This is a genomic window from Dickeya fangzhongdai (assembly GCF_002812485.1).
Taxonomy (GTDB): domain Bacteria; phylum Pseudomonadota; class Gammaproteobacteria; order Enterobacterales; family Enterobacteriaceae; genus Dickeya; species Dickeya fangzhongdai.
This window is the reverse complement of record NZ_CP025003.1, coordinates 1,718,379-1,740,558: the sequence shown is the minus strand read 5'-3', so window position 1 is coordinate 1,740,558 and position 22,180 is coordinate 1,718,379. Positions and strand designations below refer to the sequence as shown.

At 60.7% G+C, this 22,180-nt stretch carries 20 protein-coding genes; 12 read left to right on the top strand and 8 right to left on the bottom strand.

Annotation, left to right across the window (positions count from 1 at the left end):
• Positions 1-122 precede the first annotated feature (122 nt).
• Positions 123-2,324, top strand: a complete 2,202-nt coding sequence (gene katG / locus CVE23_RS07870; protein WP_049854986.1) for a catalase/peroxidase HPI — start codon at positions 123-125, stop codon at positions 2,322-2,324.
• A 323-nt stretch (positions 2,325-2,647) separates the two neighbouring features.
• On the opposite strand, the gene CVE23_RS07865 is transcribed toward katG, so the two are convergent.
• Positions 2,648-3,343, bottom strand: coding sequence for an MgtC family protein (locus tag CVE23_RS07865; protein WP_100849243.1), 696 nt, complete (start codon positions 3,341-3,343; stop codon positions 2,648-2,650).
• A 459-nt stretch (positions 3,344-3,802) separates the two neighbouring features.
• Here CVE23_RS07865 and CVE23_RS07860 point away from each other — a divergent pair, with 459 nt between their 5' ends.
• The 6 genes from CVE23_RS07860 to CVE23_RS07835 all read left to right on the top strand — a co-directional run bounded on the left by CVE23_RS07860 (position 3,803) and on the right by CVE23_RS07835 (position 9,851).
• Positions 3,803-5,557, top strand: coding sequence for an ABC transporter permease (locus CVE23_RS07860; protein ID WP_100849242.1), 1,755 nt, complete (start codon positions 3,803-3,805; stop codon positions 5,555-5,557).
• A 10-nt stretch (positions 5,558-5,567) separates the two neighbouring features.
• A complete protein-coding gene (locus tag CVE23_RS07855) occupies positions 5,568-6,872 on the top strand; it encodes an ABC transporter ATP-binding protein (RefSeq protein WP_100849241.1) in 1,305 nt (434 codons plus the stop codon).
• Between the two features lie 47 nt (positions 6,873-6,919).
• Positions 6,920-8,005: a sensor histidine kinase gene (locus CVE23_RS07850; protein ID WP_038918450.1), complete on the top strand. Its 1,086-nt coding sequence runs from the start codon at positions 6,920-6,922 to the stop codon at positions 8,003-8,005.
• Complete coding sequence (locus CVE23_RS07845; protein WP_100849240.1) at positions 7,983-8,621, top strand: response regulator transcription factor; 639 nt, start codon at positions 7,983-7,985, stop codon at positions 8,619-8,621. The genes CVE23_RS07850 and CVE23_RS07845 overlap by 23 nt, the downstream gene beginning before the upstream one ends.
• A gap of 128 nt (positions 8,622-8,749) precedes the next feature.
• Entirely contained in the window at positions 8,750-9,166 is a 417-nt protein-coding gene (locus CVE23_RS07840; RefSeq protein WP_100849239.1) for a CidA/LrgA family protein, read from the top strand.
• Complete coding sequence (locus tag CVE23_RS07835) at positions 9,156-9,851, top strand: CidB/LrgB family autolysis modulator (RefSeq protein WP_038660350.1); 696 nt, start codon at positions 9,156-9,158, stop codon at positions 9,849-9,851. Before CVE23_RS07840 ends, CVE23_RS07835 begins: the two co-directional genes overlap by 11 nt.
• 384 nt (positions 9,852-10,235) lie before the next feature.
• Here CVE23_RS07835 and CVE23_RS07825 read toward each other — a convergent pair whose 3' ends face one another.
• Positions 10,236-11,033 (bottom strand): helix-turn-helix domain-containing protein, encoded by a 798-nt coding sequence (locus CVE23_RS07825; protein ID WP_038918448.1) that lies wholly within the window; start codon positions 11,031-11,033, stop codon positions 10,236-10,238.
• A 347-nt stretch (positions 11,034-11,380) separates the two neighbouring features.
• Here CVE23_RS07825 and cfa point away from each other — a divergent pair, with 347 nt between their 5' ends.
• The 4 genes from cfa to CVE23_RS07805 all read left to right on the top strand — a co-directional run bounded on the left by cfa (position 11,381) and on the right by CVE23_RS07805 (position 15,499).
• Positions 11,381-12,529, top strand: a complete 1,149-nt coding sequence (gene cfa / locus CVE23_RS07820; RefSeq protein WP_038918447.1) for a cyclopropane fatty acyl phospholipid synthase — start codon at positions 11,381-11,383, stop codon at positions 12,527-12,529.
• A gap of 118 nt (positions 12,530-12,647) precedes the next feature.
• Complete coding sequence (locus CVE23_RS07815) at positions 12,648-13,367, top strand: (Fe-S)-binding protein (protein WP_038918446.1); 720 nt, start codon at positions 12,648-12,650, stop codon at positions 13,365-13,367.
• A 9-nt stretch (positions 13,368-13,376) separates the two neighbouring features.
• Positions 13,377-14,804, top strand: coding sequence for a LutB/LldF family L-lactate oxidation iron-sulfur protein (locus CVE23_RS07810; protein WP_100849238.1), 1,428 nt, complete (start codon positions 13,377-13,379; stop codon positions 14,802-14,804).
• Positions 14,804-15,499 carry a LutC/YkgG family protein gene (locus CVE23_RS07805; protein ID WP_100849237.1) on the top strand — a complete coding sequence of 232 codons (696 nt, stop codon included), beginning with the start codon at positions 14,804-14,806 and terminating at the stop codon, positions 15,497-15,499. The genes CVE23_RS07810 and CVE23_RS07805 overlap by 1 nt, the downstream gene beginning before the upstream one ends.
• A gap of 96 nt (positions 15,500-15,595) precedes the next feature.
• Here CVE23_RS07805 and CVE23_RS07800 read toward each other — a convergent pair whose 3' ends face one another.
• From CVE23_RS07800 to CVE23_RS07790, 3 genes are all read right to left on the bottom strand, one after another.
• Positions 15,596-17,320, bottom strand: coding sequence for an ABC-F family ATP-binding cassette domain-containing protein (locus tag CVE23_RS07800; protein ID WP_100849236.1), 1,725 nt, complete (start codon positions 17,318-17,320; stop codon positions 15,596-15,598).
• 289 nt (positions 17,321-17,609) lie between these two features.
• The gene (locus CVE23_RS07795; RefSeq protein WP_038668700.1) at positions 17,610-18,374 is read right to left on the bottom strand and encodes a sulfite exporter TauE/SafE family protein; all 765 of its coding nucleotides are present in this window, start codon (positions 18,372-18,374) and stop codon (positions 17,610-17,612) included.
• A 68-nt stretch (positions 18,375-18,442) separates the two neighbouring features.
• Complete coding sequence (locus tag CVE23_RS07790) at positions 18,443-18,835, bottom strand: VOC family protein (protein ID WP_049855028.1); 393 nt, start codon at positions 18,833-18,835, stop codon at positions 18,443-18,445.
• A 156-nt stretch (positions 18,836-18,991) separates the two neighbouring features.
• Between CVE23_RS07790 and CVE23_RS07785 the strand changes: the two genes are divergently transcribed.
• Positions 18,992-19,891, top strand: a complete 900-nt coding sequence (locus CVE23_RS07785; RefSeq protein ID WP_038918441.1) for a LysR family transcriptional regulator — start codon at positions 18,992-18,994, stop codon at positions 19,889-19,891.
• A gap of 13 nt (positions 19,892-19,904) precedes the next feature.
• Here CVE23_RS07785 and CVE23_RS22935 read toward each other — a convergent pair whose 3' ends face one another.
• Genes CVE23_RS22935 through CVE23_RS07770 form a run of 3 tightly spaced genes read right to left on the bottom strand, consistent with a single transcriptional unit; the run spans position 19,905 to position 22,061 of the window.
• A complete protein-coding gene (locus tag CVE23_RS22935; RefSeq protein ID WP_208622097.1) occupies positions 19,905-20,135 on the bottom strand; it encodes a hypothetical protein in 231 nt (76 codons plus the stop codon).
• Positions 20,083-21,327 carry an ATP-binding protein gene (locus tag CVE23_RS07775; protein ID WP_225622652.1) on the bottom strand — a complete coding sequence of 415 codons (1,245 nt, stop codon included), beginning with the start codon at positions 21,325-21,327 and terminating at the stop codon, positions 20,083-20,085. The genes CVE23_RS22935 and CVE23_RS07775 overlap by 53 nt, the downstream gene beginning before the upstream one ends.
• Positions 21,324-22,061 (bottom strand): response regulator, encoded by a 738-nt coding sequence (locus CVE23_RS07770; RefSeq protein ID WP_049842686.1) that lies wholly within the window; start codon positions 22,059-22,061, stop codon positions 21,324-21,326. The genes CVE23_RS07775 and CVE23_RS07770 overlap by 4 nt, the downstream gene beginning before the upstream one ends.
• Positions 22,062-22,180 lie beyond the last annotated feature (119 nt).

Below are 22,180 nucleotides of genomic sequence, written 5' to 3'. Positions count from 1 at the left end.
CGTTAGAAACTGACGCAGCACCCAATGCCAGCATTACGAGCAATTTCCTGTCCACAGCTCACTACCCGGCGGTTTTGTTCGGCCGGGTCGATGGGGACACATGAGCATGAGGTAGAGAACGCATGACAACTGAAAGCAAATGCCCATTCCATCACCAGAGTACGCCGGTTACCGCCAGCGGTAGCGGCACCGACAACCGGGACTGGTGGCCGAATCAACTGAATCTGAAAATTCTGCACCAGCACTCTTCCCTGTCCGACCCGCTGGATAAGGGCTTCAACTATGCCGAGGCGTTTAACAGCCTCGACCTCGATGCGGTTAAAAAAGACCTTCATGCCCTGATGACCGACTCGCAGGACTGGTGGCCGGCGGACTTCGGTCACTACGGTCCGTTGTTTATCCGTATGGCCTGGCACAGCGCCGGCACCTACCGCACCGGCGACGGCCGCGGCGGCGCCGGTGCGGGTCAGCAGCGTTTCGCACCGCTCAACAGCTGGCCCGATAACGTCAACCTCGACAAAGCGCGCCGCCTGCTGTGGCCAATCAAGCAAAAATACGGCCAGAAAATTTCGTGGGCCGACCTGATGATCCTCACCGGCAACGTGGCGCTGGAATCGATGGGATTCAAAACCTTCGGTTTTGCCGGCGGGCGTCCGGACGTGTGGGAACCGGAAGAAGATGTGTACTGGGGCTCGGAGACCACCTGGCTGGGCGGCGACAAGCGCTACTCCGGCGAGCGCAGTCTGGAAAACCCGCTGGCTGCGGTGCAAATGGGCCTGATTTACGTCAACCCGGAAGGCCCGAACGGCAACCCGGATCCGGTCGCCGCCGCGAAAGACATCCGCGAAACCTTCAGCCGCATGGCGATGAACGATGAAGAAACCGTGGCGCTGATCGCCGGCGGCCATACCTTCGGCAAGACCCACGGCGCGGGCGACGCCGCGCTGGTCGGCCCGGAACCGGAAGCGGCCGGCATTGAAGAACAAGGTCTGGGCTGGAAGAGCAAATTTGGCAGCGGCAAAGGCGGCGACACCATTTCCAGCGGCCTGGAAGTGACCTGGACGCAAACGCCGACCCAATGGAGCAACTACTTCTTCCAGAACCTGTTCGGCTACGAGTGGGAACTGACCAAAAGCCCGGCCGGCGCCCATCAGTGGCAACCGAAAGGCGGTGCGGGCGCCGGTGAAGTGCCGGACGCGCATGACCCGTCCAAACGCCACGTGCCTACCATGCTGACCACCGACCTGTCGCTGCGTTTCGACCCGGCGTACGAAAAAATTTCCCGTCGTTTCTACGAGAACCCGGAACAGTTTGCCGACGCGTTCGCCCGCGCCTGGTTCAAACTGACGCACCGCGACATGGGGCCGCGCGCCCGCTATCTCGGCCCGGACGTTCCGGCCGAAGAGCTGATCTGGCAGGACCCGATCCCGGCGGTTAATCACACCCTGATAAGCGAGCAGGATATCGCCACCCTGAAAGCCGGGGTGCTGGCTTCCGGTCTGAGCGTGTCCCAGTTGGTGTCGACCGCCTGGGCCTCGGCGTCCACCTTCCGTGGCTCCGACAAACGCGGCGGCGCCAACGGCGCGCGCATTCGCCTCGCGCCCCAGAAAGACTGGGCGGTCAACCAGCCGGACCAGTTGGCGAAGGTCCTGAGCACGCTGGAAAACATCCAGAACGAGTTCAACCGCGCCCAGTCCGACAACAAGCAAGTGTCGCTGGCCGACCTGATCGTGCTGGCCGGCGCCGTCGGGGTGGAGCAAGCCGCGAAAGCCGCCGGTCATGCGGTCACCGTGCCTTTCACTCCGGGGCGGATGGATGCGTCGCAGCAACAAACCGACGTCGAGTCTTTCGCGGTGCTGGAACCGATCGCCGACGGCTTCCGCAACTACCTGAAAGGCCATTACAGCGTAGCGGCAGAAGCGCTGCTGGTGGATAAGGCGCAGTTGCTGACGCTGAGCGCGCCGGAAATGACGGTGCTGGTAGGCGGTCTGCGCGTACTGGGCGCCAATGTCGGCCAGGCATCGCACGGCGTATTCACCACTCAGCCCGGCGCGCTGACCAATGACTTCTTCGTGAACCTGCTGGACATGGGCACGACGTGGAAAGCGGCGGCAGGAACGGAAGGCGTGTTTGAAGGGCGCGATCGCGTTAGCGGCGACCTGAAGTGGACCGGCACCCGCGTCGATCTGATCTTCGGTTCCCACTCGCAACTGCGCGCGCTGGCCGAGGTCTACGGCAGTACGGACGCACAGGCGAAGTTTGTACACGACTTCGTCGCCGCCTGGACCAAAGTGATGAACCTCGATCGTTTCGATCTGGCGTAATCATCACCGCGCCCCGGCGTTTTCCGCGCCGGGGCGCACCAGACGACTATAGTCCGTGGCGACATCGCTAGTCCGTGGCGACATCGCTGGCTGGCAACGGCGCCAGCCAGAAACGACGCGCCGACATGCCCCTGAACCAGCCCTGACCGTCCTGTTCCACCACGTTGGCTAATGCCGTTACTCCGCTTTCAATAAATCGTCATTCCCTCACTCCATCCGGCAGGCATGTACACCCAACATAATGTAACCGATTGATAGCGGCCGTCAGCGAGAAACCGCCTATAATTCACGATTCACGATTCACGCGTCGCACGGCCGCCGGGTTATTCCGGCAGCGCCGACACCATACTCCATTTTACCGAACTGATATTCTTTTCCAGACTGATGCGGCAAACGATAGCTTCAATATCTTTCTGCGACGAGGTTCTGGCGATAATTTCCGCGCTGACCTCCATTAAATTCTTATCCATATCCGAACTGCGTAATGAATGCAGATGCAGCGATACCAGATTAATCGCCTGTAATATCAGCGCACGGATAATAATTTCATCCTGCGAACCGCAAATCGCTTCGACCCGATACCGGGTTTCCCGATCGGCTTCCGGCGGTTGTGGATGCTGATTCATGCGCTGAGCAAACTCACGCAATAATATATTGGCGCACAGAATAATCATGACTGCAATTACCGCCTCCCAATACAAACTTAATCCGCATAACAAACCAATCGCCGCCGAACACCATAATGTCGCCGCGGTATTCAGCCCCCGCACATTCATGCCGTCGCGCATAATCACGCCCGCGCCCAGAAAACCGATGCCGGAGACAACCTGGGCGGCAATCCGCCCGGCGCTCACCGGCTCAAACGACAGAGAGCAGAGAATAAAGGCGGCGGCGCCGGTGGCGACCAGCGCATTGGTGCGCAACCCCGCCATCCGCTGACGCCACTGACGTTCGGCGCCGATAATAGCGCCCAGCGCCATCGCCAACAGTAAGTTCAATGCGAAAATAGTCAGGTTCATGTTTATTCCCCCTGAAATTAAAATGCCACTAATGTTATTCGCCAAATCCGTTAATTCCCTGCGGATTCATGAAAAATTCATTAGAAATACAAACAAACATCATCAAAACCGTTCCAGCTGAGTATCATTAAGGTAATGTTTAGCGACAACCGCCATAAAATAAAACCATTCATAGCGATAAATCAGCCGGGAATAAGACTAAAAGCCATCCACTGCTATTTCAATTATGCAATCGTCTCACTGGAATATACTTTGGTATAGATGGCCTATACTTTTTAATCATGGACGCACCTTAGCGCTTATTATATTTTTCGCCATCATTCATCAGCGAATAAAACCGACCGACTGTTGTATTGCGACAGCGTACTGTAATGACCGTGCATTATTTCGGAAACATGACACGACATCTGCCGCAAGACATTTTTCCGGCTAATGCCTGACATTACCGCGAGGAAAATCATGCATCATCCACTTCAGAGCATTATGACTGACCAGGCCGCGCGCCCTATCCGGCGGCATGCCGCGCCGTCCTACCGGGCGGACATGCTGTTTTTCACCCTGCTGGCGCTGGTGGCCGCACTGGTGGTGTACGGCATGGAACAAATGAGCCTGCCGCTCTCCATTCTGGATGCCAGCCCGGTCAGGCTCGATATCGCCCTGCTGCCCGAATACGCGCTACGCACCACCCTACGCATGTTCGTGGCGCTGGGGGTGTCGTTGCTGTTCACGCTGGTCATCGCCACGCTGGCCGCCAAGAGCCGCAAGGCCGAGATGGTGATCATCCCGGCGCTGGATATCCTGCAATCGGTGCCGGTGCTGGGGTTTCTGACCTTCACCGTTACCTTTTTCATGGGGCTGTTTCCCGGCCGCCAGCTAGGGGTGGAGTGCGCCGCCATCTTCGCCATTTTCACCAGTCAGGCCTGGAATATGGCGTTCAGTTTTTTCCAGTCGCTGCGCACCCTGCCCGGCGATCTGAGCGAGGTCAGCCAGCAATTCGGTTTCTCGCCCTGGCGGCGGTTTATCCGGCTGGAGTTGCCGTTCGCCACCCCCGGTCTGGTGTGGAACATGATGATGTCGATGTCCGGCGGCTGGTTCTTCGTGGTGGCGTCGGAAGCGATCACCGTCGGCAACACCACCGTCAGCCTGCCGGGGATCGGCTCCTGGCTGGCGCTGGCGATCGCACAGGAAAACCTGACCGCCATCGCCTGGGCGGTCGTCGCCATGACCGTGGTGATTGTGCTTTACGATCAATTGCTGTTCCGGCCGGTGGTGGCCTGGGCGGATAAGTTCCGTTTTGAGCAGACCGCCTCGCAAAAAAGACCGCGTTCCTGGGTCTACGACCTGATCCGCCGCACCCACATTTCAACGGCGATCGCCAGAGTAGTTAGCTGGCCGTTGCACACGCTGGCGGCGTTGCGCTGGCCGCCGATGCCACGGTTTTTACGCCACACGCCCGGCCCACGTTACAGCAAGATCACCGACCGGCTGTGGCTGGCGCTGGTGGTTATCGGCGTGCTGGCGGGCGTGGTGCAGTTGGTGCAATACATCGGCGCGTCGCTCGGCATGGCGGACGTCATCGCAGTGTTCGGCATGGGGCTGGCGACGCTGGCGCGGGTGGTGGTGCTGATCGCGCTGGCCAGCGTCATCTGGCTGCCGATCGGCGTGTGGATCGGTCTGCAGCCCAGCGTCGCCGAACGCCTGCAGCCGCTGGCGCAGTTTCTGGCCGCCTTTCCGGCCAACGTGCTGTTTCCATTCGCGGTCATCATTATTGCCGGCTTCAACCTCAATCCAGATATCTGGCTGTCGCCGCTGATGGTGCTGGGTACCCAGTGGTACATCCTGTTCAACGTGATCGCCGGCGCCGCCGCCCTGCCGACCGACCTGCTGGAAGCCGCGCGCATTTACGGCATCCGGCGCTGGCAGTGGTGGCGTCAGGTGGCGCTGCCCGGCATTTTTCCCTACTACGTGACCGGCGCGCTCACCGCTTCCGGCGGTTCCTGGAACGCCAGCATCGTGTCCGAATCCATTTCCTGGGGGAAACAGCATCTGGAAGCGACCGGCCTTGGCGCCTACATCGCCAACGCGACCACCGCGGCCGACTTTCCCCGGGTCGCGCTGGGCATCGCGGTGATGTCGGTATTTGTGATCGCCTTTAACCGCCTGCTGTGGCGCCCCCTGTACCAATTTGCCGAACGCCGTCTGCGTCTCGGGTAAGGAGAACCTCATGACTGCCCATCAACAACACTGCCTGGTGAAGGTGCAACACGTCCGGCATCTGTATGGCAAACCCGGGAGCGCCGAGCGGCTGGTGCTGGACGACGTCAACCTGACGTTGGACAACAACGAGATCGTCGGGCTGCTCGGCCGCTCCGGTTCCGGCAAGTCGACCCTGCTGCGTTCGATCGCCGGGCTGCTCACGCCGAGCGCCGGTCAGGTGGATTTTCCGCCGGGACCGGACGGCAGGCCGACTACCGTCAGCATGGTGTTCCAGAGTTTCGCCCTGTTTCCCTGGCTGACGGTGCAGCAAAACGTCGAAGTCGGGCTGGAAGCGCAGAACGTGCCGGTGGAGCAGCGCCGTAAACGGGCGCTGGCGGCCATCGACCTGATCGGCCTCGACGGGTTTGAAAACGCCTATCCCAAAGAGTTATCCGGCGGGATGCGTCAGCGCGTCGGGCTGGCGCGCGCGCTGGTGGTGGACCCGGACATCCTGCTGATGGACGAGCCGTTTTCCGCGCTGGACGTGCTGACCGCCGAAACCCTGCGCACCGATCTGCTGGACCTGTGGGGCGAAGGCCGAATGCCGATCAAGTCCATCCTGATGGTGACGCACAATATCGAAGAAGCGGTGCTGATGTGCGATCGCATCATCCTGTTTTCCATCAACCCCGGCCGGGTGGCCTATGAAATCCGCGTCGACCTGCCGCAGCCGCGCAACCGCCAGGACCCGGCGTTTCGCGCGCTGGTTGAAGATATTTACGTTAAAATGACTTCAGATAACGGCGCAGGCGCCGCACGACAGGGGATTTTCCCCGGCGCCGGGCTGGGCATGGTGCTGCCGCTGGTGTCCACCAACTCGCTGGCCGGCCTGATCGAGGCGGTACACGCCGCGCCGTATGACGGCAAGGCCGACCTGCCCGAGCTGGCGAATGCGTTGCAGTACACCGCCGATGAACTGTTCCCGGTGGCGGAGATCCTGCAATTGCTGCGGTTCGCCGAGCTGCAGGGCGGCGACATTCGGCTGCTGCCCGCCGCCAGCCGCTACGCCGACGCCAGCGTGGATGAACGCAAACAGCTGTTCGCCCAGCATTTGCTCAATTACGTGCCGCTGGTCGCGCACATCCGACGGGTGCTGGACGAACGTTCGTCGCGCACCGCCCCAGCCCGCCGCTTTCGCGACGAACTGGAGGATTTCATGTCGGAAATCGACGCGGCGCGAACCCTGAATTCGGTCACGCAATGGGGACGTTACGCGGAACTGTTCGCCTATGACGAAACCCACGACCAGTTCAGCCTGGAAAACCCGTCGTAATCACGCGCCGCCGGCGGTGGGATCGACACAGAAAAGGGTCCTTGACGATGAGTGAGAAAACGCGCGTCGGCCACGCTGCCGCAACGCTGCGGGTGATTCCGCTGGTGCTGATGGCGGTGGGTATCGCGGTGGTGGATACCCTCACCAAGCTGGAGATCGCGGTGGGGGTGTTTCAGATCGCCATCGTGCTGCTGGCGGTGCGCGTTCTGACCCCGCGCGGCGTCACCGCCATCGCGGCGCTGTGCATCGTGCTGACGCTGCTTAGTTATAAGCTCAGCAAGCCCGACGGCAGCGAATCCAGCCTGATCAACTGCGGCATCAGCCTGCTGGCGATCACGCTGTCGACCTATCTGGCGTTGAAAATGTCGGCCGCCATCAACGCGTTTCATGAAGCGCGCGCCCAGCTGGCGCAGATCTCCCGCGTTAACCTGATGGGCGAACTGACCGCGTCGATCGCCCATGAGGTTAACCAGCCGCTGGCCTCCATCGTCACCAGCGGCAACGCCTGCCTGCGCTGGCTCAACGCCACGCCGGCCAATCAGGCGCGCGCGGAACTGGCGGTACAGCGCATCATCAACGACGCCAACCGCGCCAGCGAAATTATCGCCCGCATCCGCGGATTCGCCAGCCGCACGCCCCCGCACAAGGCCTGGCTGAACATCACCGATACCATCGACGAAATGCTGCTGTTGATTCGCACCGAACTGATACAGCAGCGTATTTTGTTTAGCTTCAACGTGACGGAAGGGCTGCCGCCCATTCTGGCGGACAAGATCCAGATTCAGCAGGTGCTGATGAACCTGATTCTGAATGCGGTGGATGCCATCGACGCCGCCAATACCGAACAACGCGCGCTCTCGGTCACCGTGGACCGCGATAACAGCGGTGATATCCGCTTTGCGGTCTGCGATCATGGCGTCGGGTTTAAACCGGAAGAAAGCGAGCGGCTGTTCGACACCTTTTTCACCACCAAATCGACCGGCATGGGCATGGGCCTGACCATCAGCCGATCAATCATCGAAACCCACGGCGGCCGGATCTGGGCCAGCGCCAATACCGACGGCGGCGCCACCTTCTACTTCACCCTGCCGGGGACGGAAAAAAAGCGCCATGAACAACACCATTCTGAATGAACACGCGCCGATCGTGTATATCGTCGATGATGACGCATCGGTGCGGGCCGCGTTGGAAGACCTGCTGGCATCGGTCGGGCTGGAGAGCCGTGCGTTCGAGTCGCCGCAACAGTTTATCAGCGCGCCCCGCCCTGACCGGCCGGGCTGCCTGATTCTGGATGTACGGATGCCGGGCATGAGCGGGCTGGATTTTCAGGATGACATGCACCGCCACGGCATCACGCTGCCGGTGATTTTTATTACCGCCCACGGCGACATTCCGATGTCGGTGCGCGCCATGAAAGCGGGCGCGCTGGAATTTCTGACCAAACCGTTTCGCGAGCAGGACCTGCTCGACGCCATCCAGAAAGGACTGGAGCGGGATGGCGAACAACGCCGTCAGGCCGATATTCAGGCCAGACTACAGGCGTGCCACGACAGCCTGACCGCCGGCGAACAGCAGGTGCTGGAACAGGTGGTGACCGGGCAGTTGAACAAGCAAATCGCCGCGCAACTGGGCGTCAGCGAGGTGACGGTGAAAGTGCGGCGTGCGGCGGTAATGCGCAAAATGAACGCCGACTCGCTGGCCGAGCTGGTGCGGCTGTACGATGCGTTGAAGAAGAACGCACAGGGGTGATTTGGCTTTATTGCTCGTCTGTCTTTATTTCGATAAACATCGTCCTGATTTGATAATACCAGCCACAGCGGAAGGCGCGATAATCAACGCCGTTATCCATTCACCTTCATCCGCTGGCAGACAATTTCATGCGTACGTTCATTACCCGCTTCTGGCACCAGGCCCGGGCGTTTTTACTGATTTATGCCTGTTTATACCTCGGTATCGGCGTGTCCGCCGTGTTGCCCATCACCTTGCCGGGCAGCATCATCGGCATGCTGCTCCTGTTTCTGTTGTTGTCGTTGCAGATTATCCCGGCGCAGTGGGTCAAACCGGGGTGCCATGTGCTGATCCGCTATATGGCGCTGTTGTTCGTGCCGATTGGCGTCGGCGTGATGCAGTATTTCGGCCTGCTGCGCGCCCAGTTCGCGCCGGTCATCATTTCCTGCGCCGCCAGTACGCTGGTGGTGCTGATCACCGTAAGCAGCTGCTCGCATCTGATCCACGGGCGTAAACCGGCTCACCATCAGGCCGATGCGGAAAAAGGAGCCGACCATGCTGCATGATATCGTCTGGTCGCTGCCGCTGACGCTGCTGGTGTTCTTTCTGGCGCGCCGCCTGTCCATGCGACTGAATACGCCGTTGTTAAACCCGTTGCTGGTTTCTATGGTGGTGCTGATCGCATTTCTGCTGGTCAGCCACATCCCTTACGAACGCTATTTCCGGGGCAGTTCGGTGCTCAACAGCCTGCTGCAACCGGCGGTGGTGGCGCTGGCGTTTCCGCTGTACGAACAACTGCACCAGATTCGCATGCGCTGGAAGTCGATCATCACCGTCTGCTTTCTCGGTAGCGTAGTGGCGATGGTCACCGGTACCTGGATTGCGCTGCGGCTGGGCGCGACGCCGGCGATTGCCGCCTCGATCCTGCCCAAATCGGTCACCACGCCGATCGCGATGGCGGTGGGCGGCAGCATCGGCGGCATCCCGGCCGTCAGCGCGGTGTGCGTGATCTTTGTCGGCATCCTCGGCGCGGTGTTCGGGCACACGCTGCTCAATGCGATGCGGATTCACACCAAAGCATCGCGCGGGCTGGCGATGGGCACCGCCTCGCACGCGCTCGGCACCGCCCGCTGCGCCGAACTGGATTATGAAGAAGGCGCGTTCAGTTCGCTGGCGCTGGTGATCTGCGGCATCATCACCTCGCTCATGGCGCCGTTGCTGTTTCCGCTGTTGGTCGCCCTCGCGCGCTAATCCAGCAGGTGGGGCTGTTAACAAACAGCCATGTTGTCTTATGAACGGTGAATGTTGTCCGGTAAGTGAATAGTTTCGTGCGGGATAAACGGTGTCATTTCTCTGCCATTGCATCGCTCGCACGACAAGGAGAGGTTCAGACGCCACCTCTCCTTGACCACTGGCTGAGGGCTAAACTGTGCCGCTTCGCGGTCCCTTCGGCGTTCGCCTTCGCTGTTCGGGCCGCCCGTGACGCGTTCCCGACGCGACACGAGCTTTCGCGGCATCCATGCCGCTCACCCGGCGAAGTCGCACACCTCAGCACAGTTTTAACGCCGGAAAATCCCTTTATTTTAAACTCATAGGGTTTGTCAGCGGTCTGACCGCAGACCGAAAAAGCGGGAATTAATAGCGCGTCGGCGGCACGCCGAACATCTGACGGAATGCGAAGGTAAACGAGGCGGTGCTGGCATACCCCAGTTCCAGCGCCACCTGCGTCACGCTGCGGTTGTTCTTTAGCATCACCACCGACTCCAGCAGCCGCATGCGTTTCTTCCACTCGCTAAACGCCACCCCGGTTTCCTTTTTGAACCGGCGTGAAAAGGTGCGCACCGACATCCCGGTGCGCGCGGCCCATTCCTCAATGCCGTGAGCCGCATCCGGCGTCTGCTGAATATCGCGGCATACCCGCATCAGCGTGGCCGAATACGGCCACGACAGCGAAAACCCGGCATCCGGCAGCTGTCGCAGCAACGTGGTCAGCACCCGCACCAGCCTGGCGTCATCGCCGTCGTGGTCGTACTGTTCCGGCACATGCCCGGTGGCGTAGTGGATAAACTCACGGATGAAATCGCTGACCAGCACCACCTTGCAGCCGCTGTGGTCGATAGCCACGTAATCCGGCTCGATATACAGACTTTCCAGCAGTACGTCGCTGCTCGCCAGAACGCGGTGCGGCACATGCGCCGGAATCCAGACGCCGTACAGCACCGGTACGATCAGCGTCTTGCCTTCAATCTCCACCCGCATTCCCCCTTCCCGCGCATAGAGAAATTCGACAAACGGGTGCTGATGCAGCGCCACTTCCGTCTCCTTCGCCAGCGGGTAGGTGCGAAAGTAGACCGGCCGCGGCAGCGTGAGCAATACCGGCGCGGGTTGCCCGGCCACCGGCAAACGGGGGGGAGAAACAAACGAACGGGACATGACAGACTGGCCTCTACTCGATGAAGTTTGTCTCAATAGGGTAACGCAGGCCAGCCCAATTTGCCCGATAATCAGCATCTATTCAGCAGGCGCCAGCTCATGACCTGATGAACAAATTCTCTGTGATTGTACGATTTTTCAAACCAGAAAATGGATTGAGGAATAACTCATGGAAGCGACATTATTTTTATGTCACGGCCGTTCGCCGTTTTTAGTCACGCATTGTCCGTCTTTTGATGGAATACGTCATTTTGCCGACAGCAGCACGATGTCATCCGAAACAACAGTACCTCAGTAGTCATTAGCACTAGCGATAACCAATTGAATTTACTGTTAAGGGAGACATCATGAGTAATGTATGCATCGTTGATGATATCAGCGAGAAAAATGATTGGCGGCGTATTGCGCAGGAATTATTGAATCAGGCCGGCATTACCATTAACGGCGCCGAACCCTGGGATATTCAGGTTAACGATTCACGCTTTTTCAAACGAGTATTACAGCAGGGTTCTCTTGGTCTGGGCGAAAGTTACATGGAAGGCTGGTGGGACTGTCCGCGGCTCGATATGTTCTTTCACCGGATACTCACCGCCCGGCTGGATGAACAACGCCCGTCACGCTGGCGCGATCTGATGCGCATCGCACTGGCACGGTTGGTCAACCTGCAATCCCGCAAACGCGCCTGGCAGGTCGGCAAAGTGCACTACGACCTCGGCAACGACCTGTTCAGCCACATGCTCGACCCCTACATGCAATATTCATGCGGCTACTGGAAACAGGCCGACACGCTTGGCGACGCCCAGCAGGACAAACTGGCGCTGATTTGCGAAAAACTACAGCTCAAACCAGGCATGACGCTGCTGGATATCGGCTGCGGCTGGGGCGGACTGGCGGTGTACGCCGCCCAGCATTACGGCGTAACCGTACATGGCGTCACCATCTCCGCGGAGCAGAAAGCCTTTGTGGAAGCGCGCTGTTGCGGGCTGGATATCCATATTCTGTTGCAGGATTACCGCGATCTGCGCCAGCAGTACGACCGCATTGTCTCCGTCGGCATGTTTGAGCATGTGGGGCCGAAAAATTACGCTACCTATTTTGAGGTGGCGGATAGGTGCCTGAAGCCGGACGGCCTGTTCCTGTTGCATACCATTGGCTCGAATAAAACCGCTCATAACGTTGACCCGTGGATTAATAAATACATTTTTCCCAACGGCTGCCTGCCATCCATTAAACAGATTGCCAACACCAGCGAACCCTATTTTGTGATGGAAGACTGGCACAACTTCGGCGCCGATTACGATAAAACCCTGATGGCCTGGCTGGCTCGTTTTACCGAAGCCTGGCCGCAACTGGCCGCCGATTATTCGCCCGCATTCCGGCGTATGTTTAGTTATTACCTGACCGCCTGCGCCGGCGCTTTTCGGGCCAGAAACATTCAGCTATGGCAAGTCCTCTTTAGCCGGGGCGTCACACACGGGTTGTGCGTACCGCGCTGAGTGTTCAGGCCGTAGGTGCGGGCCAGTGAACTCATGACGATAAGCACCATACTTATTTTTAAACCGCTTGTTTAAACCGATACGTCGTTAACCCATACAAACTGGAAGCTAAAACAACATGAACGTTAATTTCTTTGTCACCTGCATCGGCGATGCGCTCAAATCGCGCATGGCGCGTGACAGCGTGCTGCTGCTGGAACAGCTCGGCTGTCGCGTTAACTTTCCCGAGCGGCAAGGCTGCTGCGGGCAGCCTGCCATCAACAGCGGGTATATCCGCGACGCGCTGCCGGGCATGAAAACGCTGATTGCCACGCTGGAAGAGAACGATGACCCGATTATTTCGCCCGCCGGGTCCTGCACCAACGCCATCCGCCATTATGCCGACTGGCTGACTGAAGAGCCGGAGTGGGCCCGCCGCGCCGAACGGGTCGCCGGCCGGATGGTCGACCTCACCTCATTTATCGTCAACCGGCTCGGCGTCACCGATGTCGGCGCCCGCCTGCCGGGCAAGGCGGTCTATCACCCCTCCTGCAGCCTGTTTCGCAAAATGGGCGTGCGCGAAGAACCGCTGACGCTGCTGCGTCAGGTGCGCGGTCTGGAACTGCTGCCGTTTCATGCGCAGGAAACCTGCTGCGGCTTCGGCGGCACCTTTTCCGTCAAAATGGCGGAGATCTCCGGTGAAATGGTGAAAGAAAAGGTGGCGCACATCATGGAAGCCAAACCGGACTACCTGATCGGCGCCGATGTCAGTTGCCTTATCAATATCGGCGGACGGCTGCGGCGTGAAGGGCACGCCGTTCAGGTATTGCATATCGCCGAAGTGCTGATGAGCCGTTAAGGAGACGCCATGTACCTCAAAACCAGCAACCTGCCGTTTCGCGAGCGTATCCGTCAGCAGATCGACGACCCTATCATGCGTCAGGCGGTCGCCAACGCGCAGGAACGCATCGGCGCCAACCGCCAGAAAATGGTCGATGAACTGGGCCAGTGGGATGTCTGGCGCACGCGGGCGGCGCAGATTCGCGCCCACGTGCTCGATAATCTCGATGCCTACCTGTACCAGCTGTCGGAACAGGTGACCGCCAACGGCGGCAAGGTCTTTTTTGCCGCAACGCGCGAAGACGCCACCCGGTATATTCTGCAGGTGACGCAAGCCAAACAGGCACGCAAAGTGGTGAAATCCAAGTCCATGGTGACCGAGGAAATCGGCATGAACGCCGTGCTGCAGGACGCCGGGATCGAGGTGGTGGAAACCGATCTGGGCGAGTACATCCTGCAACTGGACAAAGACGCGCCCTCCCACGTAGTGGTGCCCGCCATCCACAAGGATCGCCATCAAATTCAGCGCGTACTGCAACAGCGGCTGGGCTACGACGGCCCGGAAACGCCGGAAGCGATGACGCGCGTTATTCGCCAGAAAATCCGTGCAGACTTCCTCAGCGCCGAGGTAGGGATCACCGGCTGCAACTTCGCCGTAGCGGAAACCGGCACCGTCAGTCTGGTGAGCAACGAAGGCAACGCCCGGCTATGCACCACCCTGCCCCGCACCCACATCGCCGTCATGGGGATGGAGCGCATTGTGCCCACCTTTGACGAGCTGGACGTGATCCTCACCATGCTGGCGCGCAGCGCGGTCGGCGCCCGGCTGACCGGCTACAACACCTGGCTGACCGGCCCCAAAGGCAGCGGCGACGTTGACGGCCCGGAGGAGTTTCATCTGGTGATCGTCGACAACGGCCGCTCGCAGGTGCTGGGCTCGCCGTTCCACGACATTCTGCGTTGCATCCGCTGCGGCGCCTGCATCAACACCTGTCCCGCCTACCGCCATATCGGCGGCCACGGCTACGGCTCTATCTATCCCGGCCCGGTCGGCGCGGTGCTGTCGCCATTGCTGGGCGGGTATGAGGATTTCAAACACCTGCCTTACGCCTGCTCGCTGTGCACCGCCTGCGACGACGTCTGCCCGGTGCGTATTCCGCTGTCCTCGCTGATCCTGCAACACCGGCGCGTACTGGCGGAACAGGGCATGACGCCCGCCGCCGAGCGCCGCACCGTTCGGTTGTTCAACTACGCCAACCGCCATCCGGGGATGTGGAAAGTCGGCATGGTGGCGGGCGCGCACGCCGCGCGCTGGCTTATTCGCGACGGCAAGATGCCGTTTAACATCGGCGCCATCAGCGAATGGACCGCCGCCCGCGACCTGCCGAACGCCGACGGCGAAAGCTTCCGCAGTTGGTTCAAACAGCATCAGCGCCAGACCAAGGAGAAACGTTAATGGAAAACCGCGACGCCTTTCTATCTACCCTGGCCCGCCGGCTCGGCCACGAGCCACGCCAAACGCCGCCGCCGTTGCCGCCGCTGGACAACGACCCGGCCCGTACCCGCCTGACCGAGCTGACGCCGCAACAACGCTGCGATGCCTTTATCGACTACGCCGGCAACGTGATGCAGGCCCATTGTGAGCTGACCCCGCAGGCAGAAGTGGCGCAGGCCGCCGGGCGGCTGTGCCAGCGTTATGGCGGCGCGCCGGTGCTGGTCAGCGGCGATGCGCGTCTGGCGGAGCTGGGCGTAACCGACCACCTGCGGCAGCTGTATCAGGCGCAGTGTTGGGACCCGACGGCCGGCGAGGAAAATCTACGGCTGGCGACGCAGGCCCGCGTCGGGGTGGTGTACGCCGAGTACGGGCTGACCGAATCCGGCGGCGTAGTGTTATTCTCCACACCGCAACAAGGGCGCGCCATCAGCCTGCTGCCGGAGTCCACGCTGTTTATTGTGCGCAAAAGCTGCCTGCTGCCACGCGTGGCGCAACTGGCGCAGCACCTGCGCCGGCGGGCGCAACAGGGCGAACCGCTGCCGTCGTGCATCAACCTGATCGCCGGCCCCAGTTCTACCGCCGATATCGAACTGATCAAGGTAGTGGGGGTACACGGGCCGCTGAATGCGGCGTACCTGATTATTGAAGACTGCTGATAACCGCGCTGCGTGACTGATCAGGCTGACCGCGAAGGCATATGCGAGATTCACCTCCCCATTATTGCCCCCTCTAACGAGGGGGCAAGGTCAGATTTACTCCAGCCCCAGCCGCGCGTTAAGCCGGTCGATCTGCTCACGCCATTGCGCCTGCAGCGCCGGTTTCTGGTGTTTTGCCTTACGCGCCAGATCCTCGGCCAGCCGGTTTTCCAACTCAACCAGTTGCGCCAGCAGCACGTCTGCCGCATCGCCATGCTCCGGCTGCGCCGCTAACGGTTGCGCCGAACGTACCGCCGCGTCTTCGGGCTGCACGCCCAGACGCTGATAGACCTGATCCAGGTCGTGCCACTCGCTCAACTCACCCTGCTCAACCAGCCAGAAACGGTTGCAACTTTGGCTAATCAGCGCCCGGTCGTGCGTCACCAGCAGCACGCCGCCGCCAAAGGTTTGCAGCGTGTCGGCCAACGCTTCTTTGCCCTCCATGTCCAGATGGTTGGTCGGCTCGTCCAGCATCAGCAACCCGTAGCGCGCCAGCGACAGCCCGACGAACAGTAGCCGGGCGCGTTCGCCGCCGCTCAGGGTCGCGACCGTTTGCTGATGGCGCGACCACGGAAAGCCGGCGCTAATCAGCGCCATCTTGCGGTCCTGCGCCAGCGGAGCGAACGGCGCCAGCGCATCAAACAGCGTATCGTCGTCACGCAGTTGATGCAGCGTCTGGTCGTAATACCCCAGCCGAACGCGCGGGTGCAGGCGAATCGCCTCGTCCGTCGTCGGCTGCTGGTACTGCCGCCACAGCAGACGCAGCAACGATGACTTACCACAACCGTTGCGGCCGATAATCGCCACCCGGTCGCCGCTTTTCACCCGCTGCAACGGCAGGGTAAACAGCGGCGGGCACGCCGCCGCCGGGCTCACCGCCAGCGCCGTCATTTCCAGCAGACGATCGGCGGCCAGCGCTTCGCCGTGTAGCGCCAGCCGCCACTGGCTGCCGGCGGTCAGCTCGGTCTGCTCATCCTTCAGCCGTTCGATGTGCTTTTCCATCTGCTTGGCTTTGCGCGCCAGATCTTCGTTATCGTAGACCTTGCCCCAGATGGCCAGCCGTTTGGCGCTGGCGGTAACACGGTCGATTTCCTTCTGTTCCGCTTTGTGGCGCAACGCATCGCTGCGATCGCGCTCCGTCAGCGCCGCCCGGGCGGCGCTACAGGGCAGCGCAAAGTAATGCAACTGCCGGTCGCGCAGGATATAGCTGCCGTTAGTGACGTTATCCAGCAGTTGGCTGTCGTGGGAAACCAGCACAAAGCTGCCGCTCCAATGTTGCAGGAACTGCTCCAGCCACAACAGCGTCGGCAAATCCAGATGGTTGCTCGGCTCGTCCAGCAATAGCAGGTCCGGCGAGGTGATCAATGCCCGCGCCAGCAGCAGCCGGGTGTGCTGGCCGCCGCTCAGGGTGCCGGCGCAAAGCAGCCAGTCCCGTTCGCCGAATCCCATCTCCGCCAGCAAGGCTTCGGCCCGCCAGCGCTCGCTGGCGCGTTCAGCCTCGGGCAGACGGGCCAGCACCGCCTCCAGCATCGTCAGCGGATGCAACGCCGCCGGCAGATGCTGCTCAACGCGCGCCAACAGGCAATGATGGGCTTGCGTTACGCTACCACGAGCCGGCGTCAACGTGCCGTCCAGCAGTTTTAGCAGCGTGCTTTTGCCGCAGCCGTTATGGCCGATAAGACCGAGACGGTCGCCTTTGTTCAGGGTAAAAGAAACGTCGTTCAGCAGAGTGCCGAAAGGAGTATCCACGCTCAGGGCGTGTACTGTCAGTAAAGTGCTCATTGCTTACTCAAGAGTTATAGGCATAAAAATGCCTCGTCAACACATCGCTGACGATAACCCGGTAAGCCCGAGGGAAGGAGAAATGCGGTTTGCTTCGCTCAAGCCACCGTTATCGCAGCACGATATCGATAACGCTTGAGCAGCGGCGATCGCCAAAAGGATGTGAAGTGTTAAACATTTCACAGCGCAGCATGATGGTCCTCCTTATGTTTATCCGTAGGTTAATCGATGACCGGATTGTAGCGGCAACGGGCGGGCTTCGCCACCCGTCAGACGCCGTTCCCGCACGTTATTTCGTCACCAGCATCACCAGCGCCACGCCCACCAGCACCAGACAGAACGCCAGCCGCAATACCGCCACCGGCAACTTATGCGCCAGCGCCACGCCCCACGACACGCTCAGAATGCCGCCTACCGCCAGCGGGATGCCGGTCGCCCAGTCGACATTGCCGGCCTGGGTGTAAGACACCAACGCCGCCAGCGCGCCGGGCACCACCAGCGCCAGCGCGATGCCCTGCGCCTGCGTTTGAGTGAAACCGAACAGCGTCACCAGCGCCGGCACCACCACCAGCCCGCCGCCGACGGTGAAAATGCCGGACATAAAGCCGCTCGCCACGCCGAGCGCCGGCAGGTAGCGTTTGGACAATACCGAGGTCGGCGTACGGCTGCGCTGGCTGTTGATCCACTGCCAGATGTAATACGCCGCCAGCACCAGCAGGAAAATGGCGAACGCCTTTTGCAAATTATCCACCTGAATGGCCGAGGCGATATGCGCGGCGAGATAGGCCGACACCGTGGCGAAGGCGCACAGCATCAGCGTCATGCGGGTATCGATCTTATTGCGCTGCCGGTAGCGCAGAAAACCGATCAGCACGTTCGGGGTAATCATGATCAGCGCCGTTCCCTGCGCCAGGTGCTGGTTCATGCCAAACAGCATCCCCAGCACCGGAATGGCGATCAGCCCGCCGCCAATTCCCAGCATCCCGCCGCACACCCCAAGTCCCATCCCCAGAATCAAACACAACACCACATTAGTCATCAGCAAACTGGTCATAAACAGCAACTACATCCTGTTACATCGTTTTTAGAAATCATGAGTTGAATAAAACGCGTCTTCTATGATCAAACCACGTCATGGCGGAGATATTCCGCCATTTCGATCAGATTCAGGTCAGGGTCGCGCAGATAAACCGAGCGGATTTTCCCGGTCGCGCCGGTGCGCTCCACCGGCCCTTCGATAATCGGCCAGTTGCAGCGCTGCAAATGCGCCATCACCTGCTCCAGCGGCTCGCTGGCGATAAAACAGAGATCCAGCGCGCCGGGCGCCGGCACATGAGCGTGCGGCGCAAACTCCGCTCCGCTGACGTGGACATTGATTTTTTGCCGCCCGAAGCAAAACGCGATGCGGCCGTTGCCGAAGGTTTCCTGCCGCAGTTGCAGCACCTGAGTATAAAAATGCTGCGTCGCCGCCAGATCCACGCAGGTCAGCACAATATGGTCAATATGACTAATCAACAACGCGTTTCCTGTAATTGAGACAATATGATGACATCCTAGGCGCAGGTGACCCTTTTGATAATTCCTCAATCGTCAATCACCCTTTCCTGACAGGAAAGGGTCGCCGGTGTGCTACGCTGTGATGCCTGTGCTTTCGAGGACCGTCGCCTTCCCATGATCAATCCCGCGCATTTTGACCTGCAGTCATTACGCCTGTTTTTGCAGGTCGCCAAAATCGGCAGCCTGACCAAGACCGCCGAAGCCTTCCACATGACGCTGTCGGCCCTGAGCAAACGCATGGCGGAGCTGGAGCGCACCGTCGATTGCACGCTGTTCATCCGGATGCCGCGCGGTCTGGCGCTGACGGCGGCGGGAAAAGAGCTGGTACACCACGCCCGTCAGGTGCTGAGCAGCGTGGAGCGCATGGCCGGCGAGATGCAGGATTACGCCGCCGGCGTGCGCGGGCATGTGCACATCTGGGCCAATACCTCGGCCATCATCGAATTTCTGCCGCAGGATCTGGCGCATTTCCTGCAGCGCCATCCGCTGGTGCGCATCAATCTGGAAGAAAAACTGAGCGAAACCGTAGTGACGGCGCTGCTCACCGGGCAGGCCGATCTCGGCATTTTCGCCGATAATGTGCCCTCCCCCGGCGTGGAAAAGATCCCGTACCGGGAAGACCAGTTAGTGGTGCTGGTGTCGCCCCGCCATCCGCTGGCCGAACAGCGGGAAATCACCTTTGCCGACACCTTGCCGTACGATTTCGTCGGTCTTAACAACGGCAGTTCGCTGCTGAAACTGTTGCAGGACACCGCCGAAGAGCACGGAAAAATGCTGCGTCTGCGCATTCAGGTCAGCAGCTTTGACGGCGTGTGCCGCATGATCGAAGCCGGGCTGGGCATCAGCATCCTGCCCGAAGGCGCGATCCGTCCGGAAATCCTCGGCGTGGGGCTGCACGCGATCCGTCTGACCGATAGCTGGGCCACCCGCAAGCTGTGGCTGGGCATCAAGTCAGGCGCCACGCTGCAGCCCGAAGCCGCCAATTTGCTGGCGCACCTGCGCCAGCCGGTTTGATCCAAACCGGCGGTCAGTCGGCTGCCACGTCGGTATAAAAATCCGCGATCGCCCGCCACATCGCCACCGGGTTGGCGTACATCGGGAAATGGCCGCACTGGGAAATTTCCGCCAGCCGCACGCCGTGGCGCGCGATGTGGTCCAGATAAGACAGCGCCGTGGCCTGGCTGAAAGCCGGCGCGTCGCTGCCGTCAGACCGTCCCTGATGGCCCGTTAACCGATTGTCCGTTAATCGATTGTCCACTAACCGATTGCCCACCGTTCGACGGTTCACCGATCGATTGCTCACCGAGCGGTTGTCCACTAATCGATGACCCACTGGTCGATGGCCCACTGGTCGATGGCCCGCCGGACGACAGTCCGCTGATGCGGCCGGCCGCCGGCCAGCGCAGCTCGAACAACGCGCCGCCGGATGGCGCGGGACAGCAGCTCGCCTGACCGCCGTGCGCCTGAGCAATCGCCTGCACCACCGCCAGCCCCAGCCCGCTGCCTTTGCTGTTGCCCGCGCGCGACTGTTCGCCGCGCTGGAACGCCTCAAAAATCTGTTCGGCTAACTGTGGGTCGATGCCGGGGCCGCCGTCTTCGACGCTCAGGAACGCCCGTCCGCCATCCACGCCCGCCCGGACGCATAACCGGCCGGGGTCGGCATGTTTCTGCGCATTCTCCAGCAACGCCAGCAGCGCCTGACGAATCCGCACCGGGTCGCACTGCACCATCTGGTCTTCCAGCGCCAGCGACAGGGTAAATCCGTCGCCCTGCAGCGCGGGTTCGAACGCGCTCACCACCGCCGTCACCTCGTCAGACAGGCGGGTTCGCGTCCAGCGCAGCTCCAGATGACCGCTTTCCGCCAGCCCCACCACCCGCAAATCCTCAATCAGCCGCCCCAGCCCTTCCACCTGCGTCAGCAAGTTGCGGAACAGCCCGATGTCAGGTTCGAACACGCCTTCGGTCAACCCCTGCAACCGGCCGCGCAAAATGGTGACCGGCGTGCGCAGTTCGTGCGCGATGGCCGCATTCCAGAACGCCCGCTCCTGCGCCATGCGCTCCAGCCGCTCCGCCATGGTATTAAAGTCACGCACCAGCAACGCCGCTTCGCCCAGCGAATAATCGTCGGTTTCAGCGCGCGCGTTCAGCTCGCCTTCGGCGATTTGGCGCAGGCTGTGCGCCACCGAATTCAACGGCACCAGAATGCGGCGCGCCAGCCGGATAGCCAGCACCACCGCGATAACCAGCGCCAGCAGCGTGGTGCCCACCATCCAGAACCATTCCATCGTCGTCGGCATCAACTGATCGTTCAGCGACAGACTTTCCGGCGAAATAGCCAGCATCAGCGAATAGAAGATGTAGGAACCAACCACCATCAGCAGGGTGACGGACAGCGCCAGCAGCGTCATGGAACGCACAATCTGGCGGCTCAGGCTGCCCATCGGCTTCATGTTGCCTCCCCCAGCCGGTAACCGACGCCGCGCACGCTGGACGGTACGCCGGTCAACCCCAGCCGCTCCAGTTTCTTACGCAATTTACTGATGTGGCTGTCCACCGTACGCTCCAGCGAATCCCCTTCCGGCAGGCAGGAAACCAGCAGTTCCTCACGGCTGAAAACCCGGCGCGGCGCGCGCGCCATATGGGCGATCAGCCGGAATTCGGTCAGCGTCAGCTCCAGCGGCTGGGCGACGCCATTGAATTCCACCACCACCTCGTGGTTTTCCAGATCGATCTGAAAGATGCCGGTGCGCAGGAAGCGCTGCGGCTGACGCTCGGCGCGCAGGCCGGCGCGGCGCAGCACCGCCTGTACCCGCGCCACCACTTCGGCGGGGTTGAACGGCTTGACCACGTAATCGTCGGCGCCAATCCGCAAGCCCGTCAGCTTGTCGATATCCTGATCCAGCGCGGTCAGCATGATCACCGGGGTATCGCCGCGAAGACGAATCCCCGCCAGCACTTGCCAGCCATCAACCTGCGGCATCTGCACATCCAGCAGCACCAGATCCGGTTTCATGGAGAGATGGAGCTCCAGCGCTTTGTGTCCATCCGCAGCATGGAGGGTGCGTAAACCACTGCGTGTCAGGTAAGCCCGGAGAATATCGGCGATTTCTGGCTCATCTTCGGCGATAAGCACCAATCCATGAGTATCGTCAGCCATCGGCATGGATTGTGTATGAACGGTCATCGGTCAGCTCATAATAAAAAAATGCAGGTCCTCCATCATATCTCCATCTTTCCCCAACGGAAACCGCACACAGCGGGCGCACACTCCCGCAGTCTGGCCTCCCTATGGCCGGTAAACAG

Excerpts from the sequence above, each read along its gene's own strand:
- katG (WP_049854986.1), top strand. The coding sequence starts at position 123 with ATGACAACTGAAAGCAAATGCCCATTCCATCACCAGAGTACGCCGGTT.
- CVE23_RS07865 (WP_100849243.1), bottom strand. The coding sequence starts at position 3,343 with ATGAACCTGACTATTTTCGCATTGAACTTACTGTTGGCGATGGCGCTG.
- CVE23_RS07860 (WP_100849242.1), top strand. The coding sequence starts at position 3,803 with ATGCATCATCCACTTCAGAGCATTATGACTGACCAGGCCGCGCGCCCT.
- CVE23_RS07855 (WP_100849241.1), top strand. The coding sequence starts at position 5,568 with ATGACTGCCCATCAACAACACTGCCTGGTGAAGGTGCAACACGTCCGG.
- CVE23_RS07850 (WP_038918450.1), top strand. The coding sequence starts at position 6,920 with ATGAGTGAGAAAACGCGCGTCGGCCACGCTGCCGCAACGCTGCGGGTG.
- CVE23_RS07845 (WP_100849240.1), top strand. The coding sequence starts at position 7,983 with ATGAACAACACCATTCTGAATGAACACGCGCCGATCGTGTATATCGTC.
- CVE23_RS07840 (WP_100849239.1), top strand. The coding sequence starts at position 8,750 with ATGCGTACGTTCATTACCCGCTTCTGGCACCAGGCCCGGGCGTTTTTA.
- CVE23_RS07835 (WP_038660350.1), top strand. The coding sequence starts at position 9,156 with ATGCTGCATGATATCGTCTGGTCGCTGCCGCTGACGCTGCTGGTGTTC.
- CVE23_RS07825 (WP_038918448.1), bottom strand. The coding sequence starts at position 11,033 with ATGTCCCGTTCGTTTGTTTCTCCCCCCCGTTTGCCGGTGGCCGGGCAA.
- cfa (WP_038918447.1), top strand. The coding sequence starts at position 11,381 with ATGAGTAATGTATGCATCGTTGATGATATCAGCGAGAAAAATGATTGG.
- CVE23_RS07815 (WP_038918446.1), top strand. The coding sequence starts at position 12,648 with ATGAACGTTAATTTCTTTGTCACCTGCATCGGCGATGCGCTCAAATCG.
- CVE23_RS07810 (WP_100849238.1), top strand. The coding sequence starts at position 13,377 with ATGTACCTCAAAACCAGCAACCTGCCGTTTCGCGAGCGTATCCGTCAG.
- CVE23_RS07805 (WP_100849237.1), top strand. The coding sequence starts at position 14,804 with ATGGAAAACCGCGACGCCTTTCTATCTACCCTGGCCCGCCGGCTCGGC.
- CVE23_RS07800 (WP_100849236.1), bottom strand. The coding sequence starts at position 17,320 with ATGAGCACTTTACTGACAGTACACGCCCTGAGCGTGGATACTCCTTTC.
- CVE23_RS07795 (WP_038668700.1), bottom strand. The coding sequence starts at position 18,374 with ATGACCAGTTTGCTGATGACTAATGTGGTGTTGTGTTTGATTCTGGGG.
- CVE23_RS07785 (WP_038918441.1), top strand. The coding sequence starts at position 18,992 with ATGATCAATCCCGCGCATTTTGACCTGCAGTCATTACGCCTGTTTTTG.
- CVE23_RS07775 (WP_225622652.1), bottom strand. The coding sequence starts at position 21,327 with ATGAAGCCGATGGGCAGCCTGAGCCGCCAGATTGTGCGTTCCATGACG.
- CVE23_RS07770 (WP_049842686.1), bottom strand. The coding sequence starts at position 22,061 with ATGACCGTTCATACACAATCCATGCCGATGGCTGACGATACTCATGGA.